Raw genomic sequence first — 23,383 nt, forward strand, 5'->3', positions numbered from 1 at the left:
GCAGGCAACAACGCTATCAGCTTCAAGTATGACGAGAATTTTAGCCGAGGCGTTTTACCGACATAACATCTTTAATCTGTTCAACTCGCTTCGACACACGCTGCAGAATCTCAATGTTAGTGACCTCTAGATCAAAATCCATAATCGATAGCTGCTTACGGTAATCAACACGGCTCTTCATGCTGGTGACTTTGATCTTCTCGTTGGCAAACAAGGTGGTGATGTCTTTGAGTAGTCCACCACGCTCCATCGCTTCCACACGGACGGTCAGGATGTAAGAACCAACAAAACCACTGCCCCAAACGGTATCGATGATACGCTCTGGAGCGTGATGACGCAGCTCTTCAAGCTGTTCACAGTCAGCGCGGTGAACCGAAATACCTCGACCTTGAGTGATGTAACCTGCGATTTCATCCCCTGGAATCGGCTGACAGCAGCGCGCAAGGTGGGTCATCAGGTTATCAACTCCTTCCACAACCACTGCGTCTTTCTTAGGACGGCTTTGCGCAGGCGCTTTGGTCTCGGCTTCCTGTAGCTTCTCTAGCGCTTGCTGATCTTCTTCCTCTGCAGTTGGCTTGTTCACCAAGGCATTAATGTGGTTAATGATCTGGTTGATCCGCAAATCACCGCTACCAACACCAACATACAACTCATCGGCACTGTTGACGTTAAAGCGCTTCAACGCATACTGCTCGGCGTCTTTCAGTGTCGCGTTGATTTTGGCCAGCTCTGCTTCAAGAATCTCTCGGCCCGCTTCAAGGTTCTTTTCACGCGATTGCTTACGGAACCAAGCATTGATCTTAGCGCGCGCTCGACCCGATGTGACAAATCCCATTGATGGATTCAGCCAGTCACGAGACGGGTTAGGCTCTTTAGCTGTGATGATTTCAACCTGATCGCCCATCGTCAGTTTATGGGTAAACGGTACAATACGGCCTGCAACTTTGGCGCCGATACAACGGTGCCCTACTTCTGAGTGAATATGGTAAGCAAAATCAAGCGGTGTCGCGCCCATTGGTAAGTCGACCACATCGCCACGAGGCGTAAACGCGTATACCCGGTCATCAAATACCTGACTGCGCACTTCATCAAGCATTTCGCCGGAATCTGACATTTCCTCCTGCCAATCAAGCAGTTTACGCAGCCAAGTAATTTTCTCGTCGTAGCCACTTCGGCCGCCACCACCCTCTTTGTATTTCCAGTGTGCAGCAACGCCAAGCTCCGAGTCTTCGTGCATGTCTTTAGTACGAATCTGGATCTCGATGGTTTTGCCTTCAGGGCCAAGAATCACAGTATGGATTGACTGATACCCGTTCGGTTTTGGGTTCGCAACGTAATCATCAAACTCACTTGGCAGGTGTTTGTATTTGGTATGAACAGCGCCTAGTGCTGCATAACAATCCTGAAGTTTGTCGGCGATAATACGAACAGCGCGAACATCAAACAGTTCGTCAAATGCCAGACTCTTCTTCTGCATTTTGCGCCAGATACTGTAAATGTGCTTAGGACGCCCACTGACTTCTGCATTGATGCCTGAAGAGGTAATTTCATTAGAGAGATCATCCACAAAGTCCGTGATGTATTGCTCACGCACGATGCGGCGCTCTGAAAGCTGTTTCGCGATCTGTTTGTAGGTGTCAGGCTGTTGATAACGGAAAGCGTAATCTTCAATTTCCCATTTCAACTGACCAATGCCAAGACGGTTTGCCAGAGGCGCGTAGATGTTTGAACACTCTTTCGCCGCAGCTTGGCGAACTTCGTCCGGGGCTTTCTTTACCTCGATCAGATTACAGATACGTTCAGCAAGCTTAATGACCACACAGCGAAAGTCATCGACCATCGCTAATAGCATACGGCGAACATTATCTACCTGAGCCGAGGCAGCGCTGCCTTCCATAGTGACATTGAGCTGTCCCAGTGCCGCCATTTCCTCAACGCCATCAATCAATTTGATCGTTTCTTTGCCGAAATCCTCTTCCAGTGCTTCACGTTCATAAGCCCCACTGGACACCACTGGAAACAACAAAGCAGCCACTAAGGTGGCTTTGTCCATAGAGAGAGTAATGAGAATTTCGATCATTTCACGCCCACGCCATAACAGCAGTGGACCTTGATCGTTGTCTTGTAGAATGGTTTCACAATGTCGATATACCTCTTTAAGACGTTTCGACACTTTATTGTCTTGCTCTAGACTCGCAATCCAATTATCTAGTTCAAACTGTTCGTCTTGATTCAAATGTGCGCTTCTTACCGCAACCATCGTCTTCGTCCTGTAATACTTTTTATCTTCGACCTACCCCGTTTTGAGACTACTCACTACGGGCTAAGTTCGCATTAATCCTTCACAAAAAGCGCCATTGATTCTAAGTGACTGGTATGGGGGAACATATCTAACATCCCCAGTTTCTTTAACTCGAATCCCTGACTTAGCAAGCTCTGAGAATCTCGGGCTAGAGTAGCAGGATTGCAAGAAACATAAACGACTCTTTTCGCACCTAGCGCAGAAACTTGCTCGACAATTCCACTGGCGCCAGCTCGTGCTGGATCGAGCAGTATTTTATCAAATTTTTCTCTCGCCCAGAGCTGACCAGACATATCTTGTTCCAAATTTGCCTGATAAAACTGGGCATTCTCAATCTGGTTAACTTGAGCATTATGAGTGGCTTTCTTCACCATCTCATCGACCCCTTCCACACCGGTAACGCTTTTTACCTGCTTAGCAATGGGGAGGCTGAAGTTCCCTAGCCCACAAAATAAATCTAACACTCGGTCATGCTCAGATAACGCCAGCCAATCCAACGCCTGAGTAACCATCTGCGCGTTCACTTGCTGATTAACTTGAATGAAATTATTTGGCTCGAACGGGATAGTGACGCCCGTTTCCTGATAAACACCCGCTTTACCGGCTTCAAGCACCAGCTGTTCGTTGTTTGGCATCAGATAAAGCGTAATCTGATTGAACGTGGCAAATTCAAGCAGCGCATCATGATCTTTATCTTTCAGTGGCTTGAGATGACGTAAAACCAGAATGCGCGTGTTGTCAGCTTTCACCAACTCGACATGACCAATGTTTTCTTGTTGAGAAAAGCGCGTTAGCAACGCATATAACTCAGGCAATAACTCATCCAATTCCGGCGCCAAAACGGGGCAGTGAGTCAGAGTGACGATGTCTTTACTCTGCTTTTTACGGAAACCAAACTTCAACTGACGCGTTTTTTTATCCACCATGACACTGATGCGAGCGCGGCGACGGTAGCCTTCCGATTCGCCCACTATCGGGGCCTCTAAGTTGAGGCTCTGCCCAGCAAACTTGCTCATCAATTGACTCAGCGTTTGCTGTTTGTGCATCTGCTGGTGCTCACTACTCAGGTGCTGCATATTACAGCCCCCACACTGCTGATAATGTGGGCAGAAGGGTTCAACTCGTTGTTCACTCGGCGTTTGCACCTTAATCAGCGTCGCACGTGAGAACTTGCTCTTGCTTTCGGTCAACTGAGCTAACACTTGCTCTCCCGGCAGTGCCCCTTCAATAAAAATTGGCTTCTTATTTTGGTAAGCGATACCCGCACCATGATGATCGAGTTTTTCGATTTTCAACGATTGGTGCTTAGTGTTGAGTTGAGTTTTCTTTTTCGGTTGGAAGAAACGCGCCATGCTTTGCTCTGTGCCTTTTAACTATTGCTCTGTATTGCTGTCCAGGCGTCACCTTTTCAGGCCTGAATCATTGTCTGAGCCGAACGAGTTTATTATGCTTAAGGATTCGACGGCTTCTTTTATTTGTGGAAGTTATTTTCCCATATCCACACCACGATGTTTAGACAATAATGACAAGATATGGCTTACGCGCCCGCGTTATTACCCTCACACTCGCGCCGACGTTGATCATTGGCCTGTTACTGAGTGCGTTTTTCTCCTTTAATCGCTACCACGACTTGGAAAAGCAAGTCATCAATTCAGGCTTAAGTATTATTGAACCTCTGGCGATTGCCAGCGAAGAAGGGCTGAAAAACAACAGCCGCGAATCTGTCCGTCGAATTATCAGTTATGCGCACCGGAAAAACTCAAAGTTTGTTCGCAGTATCGCCGTCTTCGATTACAACCACGATTTATTCGTTACTTCCAACTTTCATCCGAACTTTGAATCCCTAACCTTTCCACGCAATGAACCTATTCCTCTGCTGGTGACGTCTGATCTTCAGGAGAACACACTGATTTTGCGCGCGCCGATCATTGCCGAGTCCGGTTTGATATCGACGCCTAAAGGGCAAGACACCAATCCAGCCCTTGGCTACATTGCCGTAGAGCTCGACCTCTCTTCCCTGCGCCTGCAACAGTATCAAGAGATTTTCTCTGCGTTTCTGGTTCTGCTCTCTGGTTTGGGGCTGTCCGCGGTGTTCGCTTATCGCCTGATGCATGACGTCACCCGCCCTATTTCTCATATGAAGAACATGGTCGACAGAATTCGTCGCGGTCACCTCGATGTGCGGATTGAAGGCAAGATGCACGGTGAGCTTGATTCTCTCAAAAATGGTATCAACGCGATGGCGGTTTCGCTGTCGGAATATCATGTTGAGATGCAACACAGTATCGATCAGGCGACTTCTGACTTACGGGAAACACTCGAACAGCTTGAGATTCAGAACGTTGAATTGGATATTGCGAAGAAACGCGCGCAGGAAGCAGCACGCGTGAAATCCGAGTTCCTTGCCAATATGTCTCATGAACTACGCACACCATTGAATGGCGTGATTGGTTTCACTCGTCAGATGCTTAAAACCAAACTGACTAACAGCCAAGCGGATTATTTGCAGACCATAGAAAAGTCAGCTAATAACCTACTCAATATTATTAACGACATTCTGGACTTCTCTAAGCTCGAAGCAGGTAAATTGGCACTGGAAAACATTCCGTTTGAGTTCCAGGAAACCCTCGAAGAAGTAGTGAGCTTGCAAGCCACCAGCGCCCATGAAAAAGGCCTCGAATTAACCCTTAAAGTCGATCCTAAGATCCCGGCAGGCTTAGTTGGAGACCCACTGCGAATCCAGCAAGTACTCACTAACCTAGTAGGGAACTCGATCAAATTTACCGAGCGGGGCAACATCGACATCAGTGTTGAGCTGCGTTCACAGAAAGAAGATGCGGTTGAATTACAGTTTATGGTGCGCGATACCGGAATTGGTATTTCCGAGCGCCAGCAAGCTCAACTGTTCCAAGCATTCAGCCAAGCAGACGCCAGCATTTCTCGCCGCTACGGCGGGACAGGGCTTGGTCTGGTCATCACCCAAAAACTCGTGAGTCAGATGGGGGGAGAAATCAGTTTAACCAGTCGCCTGCACCAAGGCTCAACCTTCTGGTTTACGCTCAGACTCAACTCAACGGACATGCCAGTGAGCGACTTACTGGAAACCCAAGTACTTCGACAACGTACCCTGCTACTCGTCGAGCCGAACATGCAAGCAGCCTCGGTGACGCAACAAACACTGGTTCAAGAAGGACTGATTGTCACCTACCGCTCCTCAATCCCAGAAGAAGCTAGCCAGTTCGATTATGTGCTACTTAATCTCGCACCGAACAAAACTAACGAAGCTGAGCTGGTTGAACAGTGGGTGAAGCAAGCCCAGCAATGTGCGCCTCAAGTGGTAGTGGGTATCCCTAGTACTGCTCTGGCTCTGTCGGATCACCTTATCCAGACACACCATGTTCATTGCATCACCAAGCCATTATCTCGACGAAAACTACTACAAACGTTAGCCGCCAATCAAGAAAGCTTGCCAATGGTTGAGATTGAACCGGCATACAACGAGACGCTACCGTTAACGGTTATGGCCGTCGATGACAACCCAGCAAACCTGAAACTGATCAGCGCCCTCCTCCAGGAGCGGGTCGAAAAAGTGGTGACTTGCACCAACGGCCTCGATGCAGTAGCTCAAGCGGAAACCCAGCATTTCGATATCATCCTGATGGACATTCAGATGCCACACATGGATGGCGTAACCGCTTGTGGCAAAATCAAGCAAACTGAGCTTAATGCCAACACTCCTGTGATCGCCGTCACCGCGCACGCGATGAGTGGCGAACGTGACAGACTACTCGGAGCGGGCATGGATGATTATCTCACCAAGCCAATTGAAGAACATGTGCTGCAACAAGTGTTAATGCACTGGAACCCAAATACCACGGAATCTGAAATGGAGAAGCTCGACTTGCCGTCCGATGTTGAGCCTTCAGAACACTCTTCGTCAGCAGTGATCGAACATGACAACATCATCATCGACTGGCAAGCAGCGCTAAAACAATCCGCCAATAAAGAAGATCTTGCCCGTGATATGTTGCAAATGCTGGTCGACTTTATTCCGGAAGTTAGTAGTGTGGTTGAAGCAGCGCTGGAAGAAGATGACTTTGACAGCGAAACGCTGGTTCATCACGTACATAAGCTCCACGGCAGCAGCTCATATTGCGGTGTCCCAAGGCTGAAAAAAGTCTGTGCCACAATAGAGAAAGCTCTGCGTTCAGGTGCAAGCCTAGAAGATATTGAGCCGGAGTTGTTTGAACTGCAAGATGAAATGGAGAAGGTCACCGCGAGTGCGGCACCTTATTTAGATTCGTAGATAACGGTAGCAACGGCGTAATGACGTTCATCAGAAATAGACAGGTGGATATTCTCCACCTGTTTTTTTTGGGCAAATTCTAGAGCTTTACCAGACAACGACAAAAGTGGCGCACCGTGCTCATCATTGGTAATGGTGAAGTCATGGAACGTCACCCCCAATGCAATGCCAGTTCCCAATGCCTTTGACGCCGCTTCTTTGGCAGCAAAGCGCTTGGCTAAAAAACGCCCCTGCTGCTTCAGCGATTGGAAGCGTTGTAACTCGATATCAGTCAAAATACGTCGGGCGAACGCTTCACCACTGCGGGACAGCGCTTTTTCAACACGTTCAATTTCCGCAATATCTGTTCCTAAACCAACGATTGCCATTGTGATTACTTACGCGCTTCTACCATCAGTGCTTTCATATCTGCCACCGCTTTATGCAAGCCATCAAATGCTGCACGACCGATGATAGAATGACCGATGTTTAGTTCATAGATTTCAGGGATAGCAGCAATCGGAGCTACGTTATGGTAAGTCAGACCATGGCCTGCATTCACGGTGATACCTAAGTCAGCCGCATAGCTTGCGCCAGCTGCAATTTTCTTCAGTTCATCTTGCTGATCTTCATCATTCTCAGCATCCGCATAATGACCAGTGTGCAGCTCGATGTAAGGCGCGCCACACGCTTTTGCTGCATCAATCTGTTCACGATCAGCATCAATAAACAAAGAAACTTTAATGCCTGCTTCCGTCAGTATTTTGGTTGCCGCTTTAATTTTTTCTACGTGGCCCGCCACGTCCAAACCACCTTCGGTGGTCAGCTCTTCACGCTTTTCTGGAACCAAACACACGTATTCAGGTTGGGTTTGCAGAGCAATTTCAACCATCTCATCCGTCACAGCCATTTCAAGATTCATACGAGTTTGGATCGTTTCCCTTAGGATACGTACATCACGATCGACAATATGGCGACGGTCTTCTCTAAGGTGAATGGTAATGCCATCTGCTCCAGCACGCTCGGCGACTTCCGCTGCATGAACAGGATCTGGGTACTTAGTACCGCGCGCGTTACGTAATGTGGCAATGTGATCGATGTTAACACCCAGATAGATTGAGCTCATTTTCCAATACTCCGTGATTTGGGCGCTAAGATTTGCATAAATAGCTCCCGACTCTTTAATGGTTTGCCGCCAAGATACGGCTTTAATGCTATACGTGTAAAGCGTTTTGCCGCTTTAAGTTGTTCTTTTGTGGTGAACCTTCGTTCACTAATCGCAATCAGTTCATTCCCGACGAAAGTCAGATTGTCACGTCGAACTGAAGCGATAAACCCCTTCTGCTCTCGATAGCGATAGGTCATCTCAGGTTCAATCGGCTCTCCAGTGCCCGCGCAATGCAGAAAGTCGACGCCATACCCCATTGCAGACAGCAGTGCCAGTTCAAAACGACGCAATGCCGGTTCCGGATTCTCACACTGAGCCAGTTCAGTAAGAGCATGCAGGTAATCATGAAACAGGGCTGGCATTGACACTTCCGCCATCAGCACTCGGCCAATCAACTCGTTGACATACATGGCGGAATAAAGGTTGATCCCCGTCAGTGGCAAGCCCAGACTGATCGGCTCCGCTTGACGCAGTGTCTTCATCGATCCTTTACCCGACCACTTAAGTAATAGAGGCGTAAAAGGCTGCAACGCGCCTTTGAGGTTTGAACGTTTACTGCGCGCACCTTTAGACATTAAAGTGACACGACCAAACTCCTCACTGAAGACATCGAGAATTAAACTCGACTCACTATAAGGGCGACGATGAAGAACGAAACAACGCTGTAAGCCTTCTGAGGTCATAGAGATTGCCAGATGAATGTTACATAAAAAATAAGGAGCCTGATGGCTCCTTATTCTAACTCATGTTGGAGCGAAGTGAATTCGCAGCCAAGCTTATAGATCGTCGATGTAGCCTAGTGAACGCAAGGCACGTTCATCATCAGCCCAACCGGATTTCACTTTAACCCACGTCTCTAAGTACACTTTACGACCGAACAGTTCTTCCATGTCCAGACGTGCTTCACGACCTATGGTCTTAATTTTCTCGCCGCCTTTACCAATCACCATTTTCTTCTGACCATTGCGTTCAACCAGAATCAGCGCATTGATATGGAAGCCATCGGTTTCAGGGTTGTAATCAAAACGTTCAATTTCTACCGTCACCGAATAAGGCAACTCTTCACCTGTGAAGCGCATTAGTTTCTCACGCACAATTTCCGACGCCATAAAGCGCTGAGAACGATCAGTAACATACTCTTCAGGGAAGTGATGTGTCGCTTGAGGTAAGTGTTCACGTACATGCTTACGCAGAACATCGATATTTTTGCCTTGCTTCGCGGAGATAGGCACCACATCAACGAATTCCATCTTCTTCGACATGTCCATCATGTGCAGCATAACGTCGTTACGGTCTTGTACGTTATCGACTTTGTTGACACACAATACCACTGGGAAGTTAGACTTCTGCAGCTTAGTCAAAACCATTTCGTCGTCTTTGGTCCAGTGGGTACCATCAACAAGGAAAAACACTAGGTTCACATCACTCAATGATGAGTTGGCCGCGCGGTTCATTAAGCGGTTGATCGCACGCTTTTCTTCAATGTGAAGACCTGGAGTATCGACATAAATCGCCTGATAATCGCCTTCAGTGTCGACACCCATAATGCGGTGGCGTGTTGTTTGGGGCTTACGAGAAGTGATCGAAATTTTTTGCCCAAGAATTCGGTTCAGTAGCGTTGATTTACCCACGTTTGGACGACCAACAATAGCAACAAAGCCACAATGTTGGTTTTCCGGTGAGCTTACTTCACCACTCGATGAGAAAAACGCATCGATATCGAATTCGTTGTTATCTGTTGAATCAGTCATTGCTCAGTTGCTCTAGTGCTAGTTCCGCAGCCGCTTGTTCTGCCTTGCGGCGGCTGGTGCCTTTACCTATTACAGGCGATCCGACACCTGCGACTTCACACGACACAGTAAACTGCTGATTGTGTGCTTCACCTTTAATATTAGTCACTGTGTAGACAGGCAGTGGTTTTCTTCGCCCTTGCAGAAACTCCTGAAGACGCGTTTTAGGGTCTTTCTGAGAAACACCCGGTTGAATCGCCTCAAGGCGTTGCTTATACCAGCTAAGGATAATGCCACGCACCACTTCAATATCACTGTCTAGGTAGATTGCACCTATGATAGCTTCAACAGCGTCAGCCAGAATAGAATCACGACGGAACCCGCCACTCTTCAATTCACCTGGACCTAATTTTAAGTGATCTCCTAGTTCGAATTCTCGACCTAGCTCCGCCAGCGTGTTACCACGAACAAGTGTCGCACGCATACGGCTCATGTCCCCTTCATTCACTTTCGGGAAACGGTGATAAAGATCGTCAGCAATGACAAAACTTAAAATTGAATCGCCCAGAAACTCAAGACGCTCATTATGTTTTCCATGAGCGCTGCGGTGAGTCAGCGCTAAGTTAATAAGCTCTGCATCATTGAACTGATAGCCGAGCTTTTTCTCTAGTTTGGCAATAGGAGAATTCATGCTCTCTCATTAAATTGTTTTTCATTCTCTATAGTTGAGTTGACGCAGCCAAGACGGCTGCGACATCAAATATAACGAGAAATTAGTTAATACCACCGATGCGGTTAAACCTAACACCAGTTGGGATCCATGATGGTAAGAAGCTATCTGCACTGCGTTCGAACTCGAAGCTGATCCAGATACCAACCGCTTTACCAACCAGATTCGCCTCTGGAACAAAGCCCCAGTAGCGGCTGTCTGCACTGTTGTCACGGTTATCACCCATCACAAAGTACTGACCTTCTGGCACAACCCACTCATTAACACCACCACGTGGCTGATAAGCCGACACGCGATCGCGGCGTAATGGGTTCACCAAAATTTGGTGTTCAACTTCACCCAGTTTTTCATTCAGTTGAATCAGTGGCACACCATCTTGGATAAATGGGCTTTCTTCCACATTCGACAACGGCACCTGAGTACATTGGCTTTCGCCTTTAGGTTGAACACATACTTCTTTCTTGCTGCTGTAACGCACCGTATCGCCCGGTAGGCCAACAACGCGCTTGATGTAGTCAATGTTTGGCTGAGGTGGGTATTTGAATACCACGATGTCACCACGCTCTGGCTTACCTGTTTCAACCAGTTGTGTACGCCACACTGGGTCTTTCAGACCGTATGCGTATTTCTCAACCAGAATAAAATCCCCAACCAGTAAGGTCGGCATCATTGAGCCTGAAGGAATTTGGAACGGTTCGTAGATAAACGAGCGCAATACCAAAACAGCCGCAATGACAGGGAAAATTGAAACACTGTTTTCAATCCACCATGGCTGCTTTTCCACTTGTTCAGCAGTTGCAGTATCCAGTCCGTTTGTCTGAGCTTCAACTGCAGCGAGTTTAGTCTGACGTTTCTTCGCAAACACCAGCTTTTCCAGCACCCAAACAATACCGGTCACCAGAGTGACAATAACCAAGAACAGTGAAAATGTATTTGCCATTGACTTCCCTTACCTCAAAAATACGAAAGTGAAAGAGCCGAAACCCTTTCACTTAACAAGTTCTTATATTGAGTCGTTACCCAACAAATTAATCTTTACCTACGTGTAAGATCGCTAAGAAGGCTTCTTGAGGCAGCTCTACGTTACCGATCTGCTTCATACGTTTCTTACCTTCTTTCTGCTTCTTCAGTAGCTTCTTCTTACGGCTCACGTCACCGCCATAACATTTTGCGATTACGTTCTTACGTAGCTGTTTAACCGTTGAACGCGCAATAATATGGTTACCAATCGCCGCCTGAATCGCAATATCAAACATCTGACGTGGAATAAATTCTTTCATCTTCTCTACGAGCTGACGGCCACGAGTCTGAGATTGATCTTTGTGCGTAATCAATGCCAGTGCGTCCACTTTGTCACCATTGAGAAGTACATCCACACGAACCATGTTAGACGCTTCAAAACGCTGGAAATTGTAATCCAGAGACGCATAACCACGAGACGTTGATTTCAGACGATCAAAGAAATCGAGTACCACTTCCGCCATCGGAATATCGTAAGTCACAGCAACTTGGTTACCGTGATAAACCATATCAACCTGAACACCACGCTTCTCAACACACAAAGTAATCACATTACCTAAGTAATCAGAAGGTACAAGGATGTTACAACGTGCAATCGGCTCACGAATTTCTTCGATATCATTCACAGCTGGTAGCTTAGCCGGGCTATCAACGTAAAGAATCTCGCCATCCGTTTGCTCTACTTCGTACACTACCGTTGGCGCTGTAGTAATCAGGTCGAGATCGTATTCACGCTCCAGACGCTCTTGGATGATTTCCATGTGAAGCATGCCGAGGAAACCACAGCGGAAACCAAAGCCTAGAGCTGCTGAGTTTTCTGGTTCATAGAACAGAGACGCATCGTTCAGGCTCAGTTTACCTAGTGCATCACGGAAGTTTTCGTAGTCATCCGAAGAGACTGGGAATAGTCCGGCGTATACCTGAGGCTTCACTTTCTTAAACCCTGGCAACGGCTCTTCACAGCCATGCTTTGCTAGCGTTAGCGTATCACCAACAGGAGCACCTAGGATATCTTTGATACCACAGACAACCCAGCCTACTTCACCCGTTCGCAGTTCCGTCGTGTCTTCCTGCTTAGGTGTGAAGATACCAAGACGATCCACACCCCAAACTTGGCCAGTGCTCATCACCTTGATCTTATCGTTCTTCTTCAGGACGCCATTTTTAATACGGACCAGAGAAACAACACCTAGGTAGTTATCAAACCAAGAGTCAATGATCAAAGCTTGCAGTGGTGCTTCTGGATCACCCTCTGGTGCTGGAATCGCAGAGACTATGTTTTCTAGCACGTCTTCAATACCTAGGCCCGTCTTAGCCGAACAGCGCGTGGCTTCCATCGCATCGATGCCAACAATTTCTTCGATCTCTTCTGCTACTCGCTCAGGATCCGCAGCAGGTAGATCTATCTTGTTCAGAATTGGCACCACTTCCAGATCCATTTCGATCGCGGTATAGCAGTTAGCCAACGTCTGAGCTTCAACACCCTGACCAGCATCAACCACTAGCAACGCACCTTCACATGCAGCTAGAGAGCGAGAAACTTCGTAGGCAAAGTCAACGTGCCCTGGAGTATCGATGAAGTTCAATTGGTAGGTTTCACCGTCTTTAGCGGTATAGTTGAGTGTCACACTTTGAGATTTAATAGTGATGCCACGCTCACGTTCAAGGTCCATGGAGTCCAGAACCTGAGCTGCCATTTCACGGTCACTCAATCCACCACAGTCTTGGATCAAACGGTCTGATAGGGTCGACTTACCATGGTCGATGTGGGCGATAATCGAAAAGTTACGAATGTGCTTCATGATTTGGTGTGACTAAACTCTTTAAAATAGGGACATAAGAAAGCCGTCTTGTGACGGCGTTTCAATCAAGTTGGCAGATTCTACCCAATTTCTGTGCACTTCGCACTAGCTAATTGGATCTCCCAAAACCCGAAGTAATATGACTTCTCGCAGCGACTGGCGTTCAAAATTAACGGCCAGACTTTTTGCGCCATAAATGCCTGCCACAGTAAAGATAGCAGATGTCAGGATAGCAATACCTTCGCCAAGACCAAATGCAGGCGCTAATAGCCACTGTCCAACCGCAGCGCCTAGAATCATGGCAAACAACGGCACTAGATAAACCACTGCGGCCGATTGCAGCAGGCTTTTTTCCGGCAAGCCGATTTCCACCACCTGACCTTCTTTAACCCGTTTGCTGGTCACTAGGTGCCAGTGCAGAGACTTGTTTCCCACCGCTTTTGAGACAATGCCGGTACCACAGCTTTTTTGCGACGAGCAGCTGCTGCAGCTGGTTTGCTGTTCACAACTCAGCTCCACATCATAGCCCTTAGGCCCTGATTTCACTGCAGATACTGTCGCTAAAGCGGTCATCATTGCGTGGCACTCGCTTGTTTATTGATGGTGACCGATTGAGCAATTCGCTTAGCGGTTGCTGGCGGAATATCTCCGATCACAGAGATCTCTTTGTCACCTTTTACGAAGCTATGAAGTGTGCGACGCCCTTGACGAACCAGTTGGCCTTTAAGTGAGTAATTGTCACTCTCAGACACATAGATGGAAAAACTGAACAGACCATCAGTGTACATCTGAGTTTCGACCATGCGGTTAGTATTCGCCATTCGATAACGGTTCAACTCTTTGGATTCAAACCCTTTCGGAATCCAACCGACCGTCCAAAAGCTTTTCTCTAGCTCGCCTTTTGGCAGGGACAATACGTCGGGCAATTTAACGGTATTCAAACCGCTAAGAATGTCAGAAATCTTATCATTGACGCTATAGGAAATGGTGCGGAACTGTTCCAGCACTTCGCCATCACGATCAACCAGATCAGCTCTTAGTGGAAGCTTAGTTTGCTCATCGATCCACAGGATATAGGAATAGCGTAACCCGTCTTTCGGAGCAATTCTCAATACTTGGCAAGCCGCACCCGCTTCACGCGCTCGACCGACTTGAATAAAGTCGTAAATCTCACTCAGCTCATCAACATTAGAATTTAGAAGCGGGATAGTCGGGGCAACCATGTTACCGGACTCAATGGTAAACGGCTCAACACCAGGCTCGATATAACTAACCTCATCACCTCGGCGAATCACTTCACGTACAGGTCCACTTAGGTAAACAAGGTGAGCGAGTTGCTGATCTTCGCTGCGAGCGTGTCGATACAGCAAAGGTTCGATGCTGTTTTTCTTAATCAGGATATAAGACAGTTCATAATTGAGATGCTGACTGGCTTCGTTCATTTGATGCAACAAAGCCTCTGCAGGTTTTTCTTCTGCAAAGGCTAGTGGCGAACTCAAACTGAACAGTGTCAGCGCACTGATCAGAAATTTTCTCATTCAACTACCGTTTCTGGGTTGTCATTATGCTCTACAGCGTTATCGCTATTGAGGCGAAGCTGTAATTCATAGTCTTGAAGCATGGCGTTAATTCGACGGCGCTGCTCTTGCACGTTAGTTTCACTTGACGCTGTTGGCTGTTCCACCGAAGAACGTGTCAAGCTCACTGGTTCAGCACTGCCTGCAAATGGAATCGTCTGCAGTACAGGCAATTGTTCCGCTTCCGGTTGGCTAGGATCACTGCCACCGTATTGCTGTACGCCTAAGATCACAGCGAGTGACACACACGCGGCAACCGCCACCTGACCAAATTGGCTGAGCCAAGCTGGCAACTGACGACGCGCTTGAGAAGGCGTCGGCTGCGCTTCTATGCGTTGTTCATTAATGTCGGCAATCTTGCCAGAGGTGAACGTTGAATGCACGGGCTCATCTTCTAGCGCAAGTGCAACGCTGTCTGCAATGTTCCACTCCGGTTTCTCCGGTGCTTCACCTCGCATCACATCACCAATTAAATGGTAATTTTTCCAGGTTTGTAGGCTAGCTTGGTCTTGCTCTAATTCACCGATTAAAGCCTTATCGACCAACTCTCCATCCATGAGTGCTGAAAGTTTCTCTTTGTCAGCCATTCTTTTCACCATTAACGTTACTGGTACTAGCGTTGCAAAAGAGGTTGAATCTTTTTTTCAACCGCTTCACGAGCTCGGAAGATACGCGAGCGCACCGTTCCAACAGGACAATCCATCACCGCAGCGATTTCTTCGTAACTCAAGCCATCAAGCTCGCGCAACGTCATTGCGGTTTTTAAGTCATCAGGTAGTGCTTCGATCGCACCAAAAACTACTTGCTTCAATTCCTTGGACAACGTTAAGTTCTCAGGGTTCGAAATTTCTTTTAATGCACTACCAGTTTCGTAATATTCAGCTTCTTCAGTATCCACATCTTGCGCAGGCGGTCTACGACCCTGAGCGACGATGTGGTTTTTCGCAGTATTAACAGCGATTCGATATAACCAAGTATAGAAGGCACTTTCGCCACGAAAACTTGGTATAGCGCGATACGCTTTAATAAATGCTTCTTGTGCTACGTCAGGTACATCCCCCGGATTATTGACGTAGCGAGAAATAAGATTACATACTTTGTTTTGGTATTTAGTGACCAACAAATTAAATGCTTGCTTATCTCCATTCTGAACTCGCTCAATTAACACTTGATCGGTCAGCTGCTCGTTCATTCGAGCGGGTACTCCTATTGTTATTAACCCCTACCTTGTCAGATATGAGCATTAATTATGCAAAATGTAGTATTGACACCACTGCTTACTTGAGCACTATTGTGACTCAGTAATGAATATAAAGTTCAAACTTTCTTCGAATTTTATTTGAGAAGTGATGGACCAGTAACTTCTGTTCCAGATTGTGGGGACGAAAGAGTTCAAAAGCAATGTTATTTACGAAGAATTGCATTCACTCCAGTGCTACTATAGTGAGCTAACTCTGGTATTTTCAGAGTCCATATTGCAATTTTAAATTGATTTAAGAGCGGGAACGCTCTGTAGCTGACGCTAAAAAGTTGGATTGGCGCCAGTACAACTTAACTCGGGAATTTAAAAGTTTTATGAACGCAAACCGTGAACATCAATGTGATGTGTTAGTGGTGGGTAGTGGCGCAGCCGGTCTGTCGTTAGCGTTACGTGTCGCGGAATATGGCAAAGTCATTGTATTGAGTAAGGGGCCGAGAAGCGAAGGCGCTACATATTACGCTCAAGGTGGTATTGCCGCTGTTTTTGACGAGTCAGACAGTATTGAATCGCATGTAGAAGATACACTAATAGCTGGCGCTGGCCTTTGTGAGCAAGAAACCGTTGAGTTTATTGCTGAAAATGCCAAAGAGTGTGTCCAGTGGCTGATCGATGGTGGGGTCCCATTTGATCGTGAAGATGGTGACAGTGACGAAAAACCTCGTTACCACCTGACGCGTGAAGGGGGTCATAGCCATCGTCGAATTTTGCATGCCGCGGATGCTACCGGTATGGCCATGCAAACGTCCTTGCAAGATAACGCTCACAACCACCCAAATATCACGGTACTAGAGCGACACAACGCACTCGATCTAATCTGCGAAGATAAAGTCGGTGGCGACAGCAAGAAAATTGTTGGAGCTTATATCTGGAACCGAAACCAAGAACACGTTGAAACGGTTCGAGCAAAGTTTGTGGTACTGGCAACAGGTGGCGCGTCTAAGGTTTATCAGTACACCTCTAACCCTGACGTTTCCTCTGGTGATGGTATTGCGATTGCGTGGCGAGCGGGCTGCCGAGTCGCGAATATGGAGTTCAACCAATTCCATCCAACTTGCCTGTATCACCCTGAAGCGAGAAACTTCCTGCTCACCGAGGCTCTGCGTGGAGAAGGCGCTTACCTGCGTCGTCCAGATGGTACTCGCTTTATGCCAGACTTTGATGAGAGAGAAGAGTTAGCTCCTCGTGATGTCGTCGCGCGTGCGATTGACTTTGAAATGAAACGCCTTGGGGCCGACTGTATGTATTTGGACATCAGCCACAAGCCTGCAGATTTCATTGAGAAGCACTTTCCGACCATCTACACACGCCTGATGGACCTTGGCATCGACATGACCAAAGAGCCAATTCCGGTTGTACCTGCGGCCCACTACACCTGTGGTGGTGTTATGGTTAATAAGCAAGGTGAAACGGATCTGTCTCAACTCTATGCCATTGGCGAAGTGAGTTATACCGGATTACATGGCGCCAATCGAATGGCATCAAACTCGCTGCTAGAGTGTGTCGTTTATGCGTGGTCAGCGGCCAACGATATTATCCGCCGAATGGATACTGCCGAACTTCCTCCTTCTCTTCCAGCATGGGATGAAAGTCAGGTTAGCTGTTCTGATGAAGAGGTTGTGATTCAGCACAACTGGCACGAATTGCGTCTGTTTATGTGGGACTATATGGGAATCGTTCGTACCGATAAGCGCCTAGAACGCGCGCTACGTCGTATTCAGTTGCTGCAGCAAGAAACGCACGAGTACTACAGTAACTTCAAGGTATCTAACAACTTACTTGAGCTACGTAACCTACTTCAAGTCGCGGAACTGATGGTGCGTTGTGCAATGGAGCGCAAGGAAAGCCGCGGTTTACACTACACGCTCGATTATCCGGAACTGGCCCCAGATAGCGGCCCAACCATCCTTGAACCAGAGAAAATCGATTCTTAATAATAAAGGGAGCTTAATGCTCCCTTTTTAACATCACCAATAACTGCCGATAGTGCTCTTCGTTAACACTATCTCGCCAAATAATTCTCTTACGGCCGCCTTTGGGCCAGATCAATATGCCGAACCCGGCTAAACTCAAGACACTTCTTTGTATCTCGATGGGTTCACCATCCATTTCGCAGGAATCCGCAGAAGAGAAAACTAAGCCCCCTTGCATTGGCTCAGCAAACCAGCTTGTTTGACTATGATATTTAAGAAGTAACGCCACCATAAAAACAGTGGCCGTTAGAGGGAGCTCGGTAGTAATCAAAAAACAACAGGCCAACATCAGGAAACTGATGTTGGCCTGTTGTGAAACGAATGACGTGGAGGCGAAAAGCCTAACGCACTTTACTGAGGTTGTGGGCAACAATCTTGTCGACCATAGAAGCGTGACCTAAGTTTTCACTGCGACCGTGGCCCATAATCCAAGTAAACAAATCTGGGTCATCACATTCAAGCAGAGACACAAAGTCACGCTGCTCATTGTCTTTCAGTTCTTCAAAGCACTCTTCAAAGAAAGGCATAATGACAACATCCAGTTCCAGCATTCCGCGGCGACACGCCCATTTAATTCGCGCTTTTTCTTCGGTGGTGTACATTCTAATTCCTCACCTGTTCGGTTGTTTGCGCCGAGTGTAACAATCAAAATTGCCCACAACTACTAACTCAGTCACACTCCCGAGCTAGCTAACACATTTACGGCATAAATCCATACAGCTGAAAGGTTGTTTCCGTTAGTGCTTAAGCGCTAACATAGCGCTATTCGATAGCATTCAGGTAAACATCATGGAATGGCAACACGACTTTGCTCCACTTTCTCTTTCTAGCAATGACTCTCTTCCCGAACTTGTACTCACCCACCTCACGTCGTGGGGAATGATCACCGCACAAGGCGATGATAAAAAGTCTTACCTACAAGGTCAGGTGACCTGTGATGTTGTTCAACTGGCCGAAGATACCGCGACTTTTGGCGCGCATTGTGATGCCAAAGGAAAAGTGTGGAGCGTATTCCGCTTGTTCCACCACCGAGGCGGTTACGCGATGCTACAGCCAAGCTCCGCGATTGAGACTGAGCTCGCTGAACTCAAAAAGTACGCTATTTTCTCCAAAATAGAATTTGCACAAAGTACCGATGTATTGCTGGGCTTAATTGGCGATAAAGCGAACCATGTCATTGAAGAGCTCTCACAACAACACGGTGATGTGCGAGCTATCGAAGGTGGTACCGCGATTAAAATTGATCAGCAACGCTGGTTGCTGGCCATTGAAGCCACTACTGCGGAACAACTATGCCAATCGATTAATGCAACCAAGGCTTGTGAAGACATCTGGACTCGACTGGATATTGAAGCCGCTATACCTGCAGTCACACAAGAGCAGCAAAGCGAGCATATTCCTCAAGCGCTTAACGTCCAAGCTTTGGGTGGAATTAGCTTCAGCAAAGGTTGTTACACAGGCCAAGAAACCGTCGCTCGAGCCAAGTACCGTGGTATGAATAAGCGCGCATTGCAAATCGTCAAAGGCCACTCTGCATCCGAGATCAATGCCGGTGCGGAGATAGAACGTTCTGTGGGTGATAATTGGCGCAGCGCTGGCCAGTTGATGAGTAGCTACCGCTTCAATGATGGCGTAAGTATCGGTCTCATCGTATTACCCAATAACCTTGACTCTGATACCCAATTCCGTTTGAAAGATGCGCCAGATTCGGTCTGGACTATGCAAGCACTGCCGTATTCTCTTGAAGATGACGAATAAGTTTGAGACAAAACTAACCCGCTACTTGACCGAGCAGCGGGTTTCTTTCCGTATCTTGCCCCATCAATCCCCAGCCATCACCATTGAAGAAGCAGCTCAACAGCGAGGAGTTAGACCGGCTCAGATGGTCAAATCCATGCTATTACGCGATATGGGTGATTTGTATGCGCTGGCTTGCGCGCCGGGTGATCAATCTGTTGATCCCAAAAAAGTGCGAGCATTACTCGGTTGCCGCCGAATGACCTGCGTTGATCTCTCCATGGTTGAAGAACTAACTGGCTACCAGATTGGCACAGTAACGCCTCTGCTGTTGCCGACAGAGATGCCGATTGTCTTTGATCGCCAGCTCCTGAATGAAGAGACGGTAACCATAAGCAGCGGCTCCAACATGGCAGGGATAGCATTGGCACGAGATGATCTCATTCGTCTCTGTAATCCAGTACTTGCAGACATCTGCCGTTGATAAGCCTTTCAAATCCTCTTGTATCACGTCATACAACTTGCACTTCAATGTGACAAAGATCTCAATAAGAAACACATTCAATTTAAATTATTATTCAAATCGAAAGCATATATAGTCAAAAATAATATTTTAGTTTATGCTTATTTTCGTTGGTTAAAGTGCGAGCGAATTATGATGTATTGCTTGGTGTGTTTAGCTGCTGAGCGTTTGAATAGTAATAAACACACAAATCCTTCTCCAACGAAAAAGTGAATCCACTGATTGTTTCAGGACATCCACTTTTTGTGTAATGCATCTGTGACTATTCGCCCGCAATTATGCGGGCTTTTTTTATGCAAAAAATTTACCGTAAGCTGGCATATTATAAAAAAGTTAAACTATTCTTAGAAATGTCATAAATCTCGGGTTAACTATTGCGCTGAATGATTAACCAAGACGAGTTCCCATCACAGAACATAAGTGAGGTAATTGTCACAATAAAATGGATATTTATCGGGCGTTTTGCCTACAACAACACAAATATCCAAACAAACTCATTTTACTGCATATTCCTCCACCATAATCACATAAATAACAGGCGGAAAATCGTATACTTTGCAGTGCTTGCTAAACATAAGGATTACTCTATGAGACTGTTTAAGCGCTATACACCAGGTATGATTGCTAAACACGTAAGTCGGCTATTTAAGGGAAGAATTTATATCTACGGTATTGGTAAGTTTGAATTTGATAACGGTAAGCTTGTCTTACCGGAAAAAGCCGAGCGGCGACATTTCCAAACGGTCAAGGAAGTGAACCAGGAAATTATGCGACTACGCTGTGCATACGCGTAGGCAAGAATTAAAAAGGGTTGGCAATCGCCAACCCTTTGTCATTTGAGATACCATCAAGGTAAGGTCGCTTCATGATATTGCGCTAATGCTGGAAGATTCCCTTTTAAGCCAAGGGCGCGCTTCATGATTTCATCTTTCGCTCCTGGCAATTGTCCTACCAAAGCCATGCCAATGCCTCGCGCTAGCTTCTTCGCAGGGTTATCACCAGCAAACAGGTCTTTAAAGCCTTGCATCGCGGCAATCATCTTCGCAGCTTCAGATTTACGCCAGCGTTCATAACTGCGCAGGTTACGCTTAGTGCCGATATCCTCACCTTTACGCCATAAAGTCATCACTTCTTGCGCTAGACTCGCGGCATCAAGCAAACCAAGGTTAACGCCTTGCCCCGCTAATGGGTGGATAGTGTGCGCGGCATCCCCTACTAGAGCGACCCGTTCCACGGCAAAGTCACGCGCGTAACGCATTTTGAGCGGGAAAGCGAAACGTTGACCAACGACTTCACACAAGCCCAGTCGAGCGTCAAATTCTGCCGTCAGTGACTTGTTGAACTCTTCATCGGACATCGCGACTAAACTCTCTGCTCGATTCGGTTCTGTAGACCACACAATCGAACTCATATTACTCTCTCCCATAGGTAAGAAAGCCAGAGGTCCTTGTGGGGTAAAGATCTGACGAGCCACTCTGTCATGCGTTTCTGCTGTCCAGATATTCGCAACCACAGCGCTATGACCATAGTCCCAATGCGTTAACGGAATATCCTGTTGTTTGCGCACCCAAGAGTTGGCACCATCCGCGCCGACCACAAGTTTAGCCGTCAATGCGTGACCATTGTCCAAAGTGAGCCAAGCTTCACTTTCACCAACCGCCATAGAGCTACACTGTGCAGGCATAAACAAACTGACATTCGACTGCTTCTTCACCTGCTCAAGTAATGATAGTTGAATCACACGATTCTCAACAATGTGCCCGAGATCTGGTTGAGCGAGCTTTTGCGCATCAAATTCAATCCGAGCAAAGCTGTCTTGTTCCCAGACTTCCATCGCCGAGTATGGCGCAGCACGGCGCTCTACAATGCCATTCCAAGCCCCTAAATTACGCAATATGTTTTCACTTGAACGACTCAAGGCTGACACGCGAACATCCGGTAAGTCCGCTAATTCGCTATCAGGTACTCGGCTTTCTATCACCGCAATACGCAAATCGGTATCTTTAAATGCTGCGGCCAAAGCCAGGCCAACCATGCCACCACCGACAATTGCAATATCAACGCTTTGCATCATCTGAATTCAATCCTCATTCAAGCTGCTATCGAGCAACTAAGCCTAAAGTTCTTGCTAATAAAGGCGCTTTCAACACGGGAATGTTGTCCATCGCGGCCAAGCTGAGATTTCGACCAATACGTAGCGTGAGATAATCATTAGAAAAAATATGAACCAGAGACGATGTCAGTGATATCGTCGCACTGCGATCATTTTCGCGGCGACGTTTAAATTGGCTCAATACCGAATAATCTCCGGGATCGCCGCTATGACTGGCTATCGCCTCAGCCAATGTCGCTACGTCACGAATACCAAGGTTAAACCCTTGCCCAGCAATCGGGTGCAATGTTTGCGCAGCATTGCCAACAATGGCAAATCGATGTGATGTGTTCCGCTCTCGATAGCGCAACAATAATGGATACGCAGCCCGCTGGCCGACTTTTTCCAATTTCCCCAATCGCCAGCCAAATGCGTGCTGGAGCTCTTGCAGAAAGGCATCATCATCGAGCGACATAACGCGCTGTGCATCATCCGGTCTTAAACACCAAACCAGAGACATGCGATGTTCGCTCATTGGCAATAGAGCCACAGGGCCAGAAGAGGTAAAGCGCTCGAAAGCACGCCCTTGGTGATGCTCTGCCGCCTTAATGTTAGCAATGACTGCAACTTGCTCGAAGTCGTGCTCGTTAAAATCGAGTCCGATTTGCTGACAACAGGTCGAAATCGCACCGTCCGCCGCCACCAGAAGCTTCCCACTGATAGTTTGGCCATCATCCAGCTCAATGTGAACGCATTGCCGCTGTCGTTCGATCTGATTAACCGAGGCTGGGCACAGTAAAGTGATATTAGAGTCCTGAGCGACCTTTTCATGATAGAGACGGCCAACATCTGCTAGTTCGACAACATAGCCCAGAGCTTCAACGCCAACTTCGAGGTTATCAATCTCAGTCATACCTGCATGAGAGCGGTCAGAAACATGAATATGGCGGATAGCAGTCGCAAAGGTTGAAATGTCGTCCCACAATCCGAATTGCTTAAGAATATTGACGGTACCGTACGACAGGGCAATGGAACGCGAGTCAAAGCCAGGATGAGCCTGATGGTCGACTTGGTAAGGCTCGACAACCGCGATAGACAGCGGCTGCTGAGAGAGTTTATTGATCGCCAGTGCCAGCGTCATGCCCGCCATTGCGCCACCAGCAATTACAACATCAAACTGCTTCAT

Annotated in this window: 21 protein-coding genes; 5 read left to right on the top strand and 16 right to left on the bottom strand. The window is 47.3% G+C overall.

What is annotated here, in order from left to right:
• Positions 1 to 40 precede the first annotated feature (40 nt).
• On the bottom strand, positions 41 to 2,260 hold the full coding sequence (gene relA / locus QMA41_RS21365; protein ID WP_038163647.1) for a GTP diphosphokinase: 2,220 nt from the start codon (positions 2,258 to 2,260) through the stop codon (positions 41 to 43).
• Between the two features lie 74 nt (positions 2,261 to 2,334).
• A complete protein-coding gene (gene rlmD / locus QMA41_RS21370) occupies positions 2,335 to 3,654 on the bottom strand; it encodes a 23S rRNA (uracil(1939)-C(5))-methyltransferase RlmD (protein WP_281630562.1) in 1,320 nt (439 codons plus the stop codon).
• A 170-nt stretch (positions 3,655 to 3,824) separates the two neighbouring features.
• Here rlmD and barA point away from each other — a divergent pair, with 170 nt between their 5' ends.
• Positions 3,825 to 6,608, top strand: a complete 2,784-nt coding sequence (barA, locus tag QMA41_RS21375; RefSeq protein WP_006957787.1) for a two-component sensor histidine kinase BarA — start codon at positions 3,825 to 3,827, stop codon at positions 6,606 to 6,608.
• Here barA and acpS read toward each other — a convergent pair.
• The 11 genes from acpS to rpoE form a co-directional block, all read right to left on the bottom strand.
• The gene (acpS, locus tag QMA41_RS21380) at positions 6,593 to 6,976 is read right to left on the bottom strand and encodes a holo-ACP synthase (protein WP_006957788.1); all 384 of its coding nucleotides are present in this window, start codon (positions 6,974 to 6,976) and stop codon (positions 6,593 to 6,595) included. The genes barA and acpS overlap by 16 nt on opposite strands.
• Before the next feature lie 5 nt (positions 6,977 to 6,981).
• Entirely contained in the window at positions 6,982 to 7,713 is a 732-nt protein-coding gene (pdxJ, locus tag QMA41_RS21385) for a pyridoxine 5'-phosphate synthase (protein WP_006957789.1), read from the bottom strand.
• Entirely contained in the window at positions 7,710 to 8,438 is a 729-nt protein-coding gene (recO, locus tag QMA41_RS21390) for a DNA repair protein RecO (RefSeq protein WP_006957790.1), read from the bottom strand. Before recO ends, pdxJ begins: the two co-directional genes overlap by 4 nt.
• A 93-nt stretch (positions 8,439 to 8,531) precedes the next feature.
• Positions 8,532 to 9,506 (bottom strand): GTPase Era, encoded by a 975-nt coding sequence (gene era, locus QMA41_RS21395; RefSeq protein WP_021458523.1) that lies wholly within the window; start codon positions 9,504 to 9,506, stop codon positions 8,532 to 8,534.
• Positions 9,499 to 10,176, bottom strand: a complete 678-nt coding sequence (gene rnc / locus QMA41_RS21400; RefSeq protein ID WP_006957792.1) for a ribonuclease III — start codon at positions 10,174 to 10,176, stop codon at positions 9,499 to 9,501. Before rnc ends, era begins: the two co-directional genes overlap by 8 nt.
• A gap of 82 nt (positions 10,177 to 10,258) precedes the next feature.
• On the bottom strand, positions 10,259 to 11,155 hold the full coding sequence (gene lepB, locus QMA41_RS21405; protein ID WP_019274407.1) for a signal peptidase I: 897 nt from the start codon (positions 11,153 to 11,155) through the stop codon (positions 10,259 to 10,261).
• An 88-nt stretch (positions 11,156 to 11,243) separates the two neighbouring features.
• A complete protein-coding gene (lepA, locus tag QMA41_RS21410; protein WP_043006850.1) occupies positions 11,244 to 13,037 on the bottom strand; it encodes a translation elongation factor 4 in 1,794 nt (597 codons plus the stop codon).
• A 105-nt stretch (positions 13,038 to 13,142) separates the two neighbouring features.
• Positions 13,143 to 13,613: a SoxR reducing system RseC family protein gene (locus QMA41_RS21415; protein ID WP_006957795.1), complete on the bottom strand. Its 471-nt coding sequence runs from the start codon at positions 13,611 to 13,613 to the stop codon at positions 13,143 to 13,145.
• Positions 13,610 to 14,575 carry a sigma-E factor regulatory protein RseB gene (gene rseB / locus QMA41_RS21420; protein ID WP_281630563.1) on the bottom strand — a complete coding sequence of 322 codons (966 nt, stop codon included), beginning with the start codon at positions 14,573 to 14,575 and terminating at the stop codon, positions 13,610 to 13,612. The genes QMA41_RS21415 and rseB overlap by 4 nt, the downstream gene beginning before the upstream one ends.
• Complete coding sequence (locus tag QMA41_RS21425; protein WP_281630564.1) at positions 14,572 to 15,201, bottom strand: RseA family anti-sigma factor; 630 nt, start codon at positions 15,199 to 15,201, stop codon at positions 14,572 to 14,574. The genes rseB and QMA41_RS21425 overlap by 4 nt, the downstream gene beginning before the upstream one ends.
• Positions 15,202 to 15,227: 26 nt before the next feature.
• Positions 15,228 to 15,806, bottom strand: coding sequence for an RNA polymerase sigma factor RpoE (gene rpoE, locus QMA41_RS21430; RefSeq protein ID WP_038163622.1), 579 nt, complete (start codon positions 15,804 to 15,806; stop codon positions 15,228 to 15,230).
• A 383-nt stretch (positions 15,807 to 16,189) separates the two neighbouring features.
• On the opposite strand from rpoE, the gene nadB reads away from it, so the two are divergent.
• Positions 16,190 to 17,806 (top strand): L-aspartate oxidase, encoded by a 1,617-nt coding sequence (nadB, locus tag QMA41_RS21435; RefSeq protein ID WP_006957799.1) that lies wholly within the window; start codon positions 16,190 to 16,192, stop codon positions 17,804 to 17,806.
• A 380-nt stretch (positions 17,807 to 18,186) separates the two neighbouring features.
• Here the strand turns inward: nadB and QMA41_RS21440 are convergent, their stop codons facing one another.
• Positions 18,187 to 18,447: a succinate dehydrogenase assembly factor 2 gene (locus QMA41_RS21440; protein WP_006957800.1), complete on the bottom strand. Its 261-nt coding sequence runs from the start codon at positions 18,445 to 18,447 to the stop codon at positions 18,187 to 18,189.
• A gap of 187 nt (positions 18,448 to 18,634) precedes the next feature.
• Between QMA41_RS21440 and ygfZ the strand changes: the two genes are divergently transcribed.
• The 3 genes from ygfZ to QMA41_RS21455 all read left to right on the top strand — a co-directional run bounded on the left by ygfZ (position 18,635) and on the right by QMA41_RS21455 (position 20,899).
• Positions 18,635 to 19,603, top strand: coding sequence for a tRNA-modifying protein YgfZ (gene ygfZ, locus QMA41_RS21445; RefSeq protein WP_281630565.1), 969 nt, complete (start codon positions 18,635 to 18,637; stop codon positions 19,601 to 19,603).
• Positions 19,593 to 20,066 carry a YbaK/EbsC family protein gene (locus tag QMA41_RS21450; protein WP_172857769.1) on the top strand — a complete coding sequence of 158 codons (474 nt, stop codon included), beginning with the start codon at positions 19,593 to 19,595 and terminating at the stop codon, positions 20,064 to 20,066. The genes ygfZ and QMA41_RS21450 overlap by 11 nt, the downstream gene beginning before the upstream one ends.
• A gap of 626 nt (positions 20,067 to 20,692) precedes the next feature.
• The gene (locus QMA41_RS21455) at positions 20,693 to 20,899 is read left to right on the top strand and encodes a DUF1107 domain-containing protein (RefSeq protein WP_006957803.1); all 207 of its coding nucleotides are present in this window, start codon (positions 20,693 to 20,695) and stop codon (positions 20,897 to 20,899) included.
• A 53-nt stretch (positions 20,900 to 20,952) separates the two neighbouring features.
• Here QMA41_RS21455 and QMA41_RS21460 read toward each other — a convergent pair whose 3' ends face one another.
• Both QMA41_RS21460 and ubiH read right to left on the bottom strand, forming a co-directional pair.
• On the bottom strand, positions 20,953 to 22,179 hold the full coding sequence (locus QMA41_RS21460; RefSeq protein ID WP_172851188.1) for an FAD-dependent 2-octaprenylphenol hydroxylase: 1,227 nt from the start codon (positions 22,177 to 22,179) through the stop codon (positions 20,953 to 20,955).
• Between the two features lie 25 nt (positions 22,180 to 22,204).
• Complete coding sequence (ubiH, locus tag QMA41_RS21465) at positions 22,205 to 23,383, bottom strand: 2-octaprenyl-6-methoxyphenyl hydroxylase (protein WP_281630566.1); 1,179 nt, start codon at positions 23,381 to 23,383, stop codon at positions 22,205 to 22,207.

It is taken from the genome of Vibrio sp. St2 (assembly GCF_947311885.1).
Classification (GTDB): Bacteria; Pseudomonadota; Gammaproteobacteria; order Enterobacterales; family Vibrionaceae; genus Vibrio; species Vibrio coralliilyticus.

Bases quoted from the DNA above. Each gene is read 5' to 3' on its own strand.
- QMA41_RS21450 (WP_172857769.1), top strand. From the start codon at position 19,593: ATGACGAATAAGTTTGAGACAAAACTAACCCGCTACTTGACCGAGCAG.
- acpS (WP_006957788.1), bottom strand. From the start codon at position 6,976: ATGGCAATCGTTGGTTTAGGAACAGATATTGCGGAAATTGAACGTGTT.
- rpoE (WP_038163622.1), bottom strand. From the start codon at position 15,806: ATGAACGAGCAGCTGACCGATCAAGTGTTAATTGAGCGAGTTCAGAAT.
- nadB (WP_006957799.1), top strand. From the start codon at position 16,190: ATGAACGCAAACCGTGAACATCAATGTGATGTGTTAGTGGTGGGTAGT.
- relA (WP_038163647.1), bottom strand. From the start codon at position 2,260: ATGGTTGCGGTAAGAAGCGCACATTTGAATCAAGACGAACAGTTTGAA.
- ygfZ (WP_281630565.1), top strand. From the start codon at position 18,635: ATGGAATGGCAACACGACTTTGCTCCACTTTCTCTTTCTAGCAATGAC.
- lepB (WP_019274407.1), bottom strand. From the start codon at position 11,155: ATGGCAAATACATTTTCACTGTTCTTGGTTATTGTCACTCTGGTGACC.
- QMA41_RS21455 (WP_006957803.1), top strand. From the start codon at position 20,693: ATGAGACTGTTTAAGCGCTATACACCAGGTATGATTGCTAAACACGTA.
- ubiH (WP_281630566.1), bottom strand. From the start codon at position 23,383: ATGAAGCAGTTTGATGTTGTAATTGCTGGTGGCGCAATGGCGGGCATG.
- pdxJ (WP_006957789.1), bottom strand. From the start codon at position 7,713: ATGAGCTCAATCTATCTGGGTGTTAACATCGATCACATTGCCACATTA.
- lepA (WP_043006850.1), bottom strand. From the start codon at position 13,037: ATGAAGCACATTCGTAACTTTTCGATTATCGCCCACATCGACCATGGT.
- QMA41_RS21460 (WP_172851188.1), bottom strand. From the start codon at position 22,179: ATGATGCAAAGCGTTGATATTGCAATTGTCGGTGGTGGCATGGTTGGC.
- rnc (WP_006957792.1), bottom strand. From the start codon at position 10,176: ATGAATTCTCCTATTGCCAAACTAGAGAAAAAGCTCGGCTATCAGTTC.
- rseB (WP_281630563.1), bottom strand. From the start codon at position 14,575: ATGAGAAAATTTCTGATCAGTGCGCTGACACTGTTCAGTTTGAGTTCG.
- QMA41_RS21425 (WP_281630564.1), bottom strand. From the start codon at position 15,201: ATGGCTGACAAAGAGAAACTTTCAGCACTCATGGATGGAGAGTTGGTC.
- era (WP_021458523.1), bottom strand. From the start codon at position 9,506: ATGACTGATTCAACAGATAACAACGAATTCGATATCGATGCGTTTTTC.
- QMA41_RS21440 (WP_006957800.1), bottom strand. From the start codon at position 18,447: ATGTACACCACCGAAGAAAAAGCGCGAATTAAATGGGCGTGTCGCCGC.
- rlmD (WP_281630562.1), bottom strand. From the start codon at position 3,654: ATGGCGCGTTTCTTCCAACCGAAAAAGAAAACTCAACTCAACACTAAG.
- QMA41_RS21415 (WP_006957795.1), bottom strand. From the start codon at position 13,613: ATGATGACCGCTTTAGCGACAGTATCTGCAGTGAAATCAGGGCCTAAG.
- recO (WP_006957790.1), bottom strand. From the start codon at position 8,438: ATGACCTCAGAAGGCTTACAGCGTTGTTTCGTTCTTCATCGTCGCCCT.
- barA (WP_006957787.1), top strand. From the start codon at position 3,825: ATGACAAGATATGGCTTACGCGCCCGCGTTATTACCCTCACACTCGCG.